Origin of the sequence: Desulfoprunum benzoelyticum, assembly GCF_014201505.1 — a bacterium.
GTDB classification, from domain to species: Bacteria; Desulfobacterota; Desulfobulbia; order Desulfobulbales; family Desulfocapsaceae; genus Desulfoprunum; species Desulfoprunum benzoelyticum.
In genome coordinates, this window is the sequence record NZ_JACHEO010000045.1 from 1 (window position 1) to 3,049 (window position 3,049).

Here is a 3,049-nt window from a genome sequence, read left to right on the forward strand (position 1 = left end):
TACAATGGTTGATCGGTTAACCTATATAGCCTTACAAACTCAGCCGGTCCCGCAGCGCCTGCTCAAGCTGGCTGAAGTTCGATGGTAATCAGATTGCATTTTGTGTTTGAAAGGTGACGGTTATGTGCAAAGCTGACAGAGTGGTCAATTAGTTCTTTTTCAATTTTCGCAATAATTGCATCCTTATCTGCATTACCTGAGAACATATTGCGGCCTAGCCACTCGATAACCAATGATGTGGACCATTTGACCGCTTTTTCGCATTCCCCAATAAATGCAGGACCATATTTTGCGATTACAGGCTGCCAAATAGGGATTGTTCGCGGGTCGTTCACAATCTCGTTGTACGCCCTAGTAAATTCTTCAATCACGCCGTGCGCAGGTACTCCACCGAATTGAGGATCCACAGGACCAAGTGAAGATTGCTTACCCATCCAGATTTCTTTGCACGAGCAGGCGATCATCGTCCCTGCCGACATTGCCATTTGCGGCACGAAACAACGAACATCTCCTTGGAATTTTTGCCATAGATAATCAACAATTGATTCTGTTGCCGCCGTATCACCGCCAGGCGTATGGAGAACCAGGTCTAGTCCTTTTGAAACTTGAAGTTTATTGATAGTGGTCATGAGGCCATTTTTGTCGTTATCGTTTACTGCATTGGCGACACCCATTTCTGGCTTTTGTAGCCATCCACTGTAATAGCAGATAACGTTTCTTCCTGTGTATTTAGCCAATGATGCGACATATTTTCTTCTAAGAATGTCGTAAGGACTGCCGAGCTGATTTATCTCCTTTAGCAAATTAGACCAGTTTGGCATCGTCCGCCTCCTTGATAGTGGTTGTTTTTCCAGAATTGCCGATCACAACGGTTGTAATGACCAATGAAGTGTCCATGCTATACTTTTCCTGAACCTCAACGGAAGACTGGCTGAATTTCTCTCTCATATTTTCATCAAGAGCAAATTTTTTATATCGTTCTTCTATTTCATTCATTACGTGTCACCTGATAAATACAGTCCCATATTTCTGACGAATGAATCACAAAGACACCTCATTTATTCAAACGTCTTTTTTTACACACAACGGTGAAATAACTTGCCGGCCGAAGGACAAGATGGTTTCATTTTGAATGACCTTGATCGATTTTCTTCCAAAGTCAACATATTTCCCCTGAATCTTGACTACCTTTCAGTCTTTACTACAGGCAATTCATGCCAATTGGTCGTATAGGCTGGAGATTTCCGAGCCTGTTGCATTGACCAGGGCTTTCCCTCTGCTGTTGTCATACCATACTGAATGGTATGTCGGCCCCATTTGCCGTTGATCTTGTCCAATGCCGCCATAAGCGGTTGATCTTCTTTCGCAGTAACCAGCGGTGAGAACAAATCCTGCTGCCTGTATCCCTGTTTCACGATACCTGCGAGCATCACACCGGCCTTCCGATATCGGTATCCTGGACGATATATAGATTTGAGGCACCGCATCGCTGCTGCGATGAGATCGGGCGTGGATGCCGTCGGTCTTGGGAGAGTAATTGTCTGATTGTTGGAATAGTACGACTGCTCATCAAACGGTCCGGTCGTGATATACAAGTTCAGATTGTCAGCTTCGACACCTTGTTTTCTGAGCTTCTCGGCGGCTATCGAAACAAAGCTGATAACGGCCTCCCGTAGGTTCTCAATGTCAGTGATCGGATGACTGAATGTCCGGGATGTTACAATCGACTTCGGACATGGAGGAGCTTTCTCCAGCGAAATGCATGGAACCTCGTTGAGTTCCATCACAGTTCGCGCACCTACAACGGTCAGATGCTTCCGGATCCACGTCTCATCTGCATGTTTTAGATCATACGCGGTGTAGATGCCACGCCCGATCAGCTTCTCAACAGATCTACGGCCGATACCCCATACATCGCCGACATCGATCCCTTGCAGTATCTGGTTCATCTGAATGTTACCGACGAGATCGAAGACACCTTGGTATTGAGGATTCTTCTTCGCGACCCTGTTTGCAATCTTTGCCAGTGTCTTTGTCGTGGCAATGCCGATGGAAACAGGGATACCCACATGTTTACGTACTCTCTCTCGCAGTTCAGCTACATATTCAAGCCGGTCCCATACTTTATTCACCGGCAGCGATAGGAATGCCTCATCGATTGAGTATACCTCGACATTGCATTCCATCTGTCGCAGTACCTCCATGACTCGGTGTGACAGATCCCCATACAAGGCATAGTTTGAGGAGAAAACGTGGACGCCATGTTTCTCAATCAAATATTTCATCTTGAAAAAAGGAGCACCCATGGGAATCCCAAGGGCTTTTGCTTCGTTTGACCGGGCGACGATGCAGCCGTCGTTATTTGAGAGAACGACTACAGGCTTTCCTTCCAACTCTGGTCGGAACAACCTCTCACATGAAGCATAGAAGTTGTTGCAGTCAACCAGCGCGAAGACTTTCCTGATCGTGGGAAACATTAGAACTGATGGATGACACTGGTGACCACACCCCAGACACGGAAATCGGTTTCTTCAGTGATCTCAAGGGATGGGTAGTCAGAGTTCTCGGCAACCAACCGACAGGAAGTATGATTTTGTATAAGCCTTTTGACTGTCAGTTCACCGTTGACGATGGCGATAATGATTTTACCACTGGTTGCTTCAATGGATCGATCGACGACGAGGATATCACCGTTGTTGATCCCTGCATTGGTCATCGAGTCACCCGCGACCCGCACAAAGAATGTCGATGTCGGGTGTGGGATAAGGAGTTCGTTCAGGTCGAGCTTTCGGTCGATGTGATCTTCAGCCGGCGATGGGAAGCCAGCAGATACACCGCATGTAAATAGTGGGCGGGCAACATGGGTTTTCTGATCGACTGCAAAAATATCGGCGATGGAAGAATCTGTTTTCATGATGGCCACGATATCACAGATGCCGAAAAATATAATCTGATATCTGATTACCACTGAAACTCAGCCTCGACAGATTTATCCGTGATGGGACTCTATCTGTCCTACCAACCATGGTAAGGTACTCTCTCAGAACAA

Annotated in this window: 4 protein-coding genes; all 4 read right to left on the reverse strand. The window is 46.5% G+C overall.

The window, feature by feature from the left end; all coding sequences use genetic code 11:
* Nucleotides 1–62 precede the first annotated feature (62 nt).
* The gene (locus HNQ81_RS17185; RefSeq protein WP_183352647.1) at nucleotides 63–821 is read right to left on the reverse strand and encodes an SDH family Clp fold serine proteinase; all 759 of its coding nucleotides are present in this window, start codon (nucleotides 819–821) and stop codon (nucleotides 63–65) included.
* Nucleotides 805–996, reverse strand: coding sequence for a hypothetical protein (locus tag HNQ81_RS17190; RefSeq protein WP_183352649.1), 192 nt, complete (start codon nucleotides 994–996; stop codon nucleotides 805–807). Before HNQ81_RS17190 ends, HNQ81_RS17185 begins: the two co-directional genes overlap by 17 nt.
* A 188-nt stretch (nucleotides 997–1,184) precedes the next feature.
* Entirely contained in the window at nucleotides 1,185–2,477 is a 1,293-nt protein-coding gene (locus HNQ81_RS17195) for a Y-family DNA polymerase (protein ID WP_221270900.1), read from the reverse strand.
* Entirely contained in the window at nucleotides 2,477–2,914 is a 438-nt protein-coding gene (locus HNQ81_RS17200; protein WP_183352651.1) for a LexA family protein, read from the reverse strand. Before HNQ81_RS17200 ends, HNQ81_RS17195 begins: the two co-directional genes overlap by 1 nt.
* Nucleotides 2,915–3,049 lie beyond the last annotated feature (135 nt).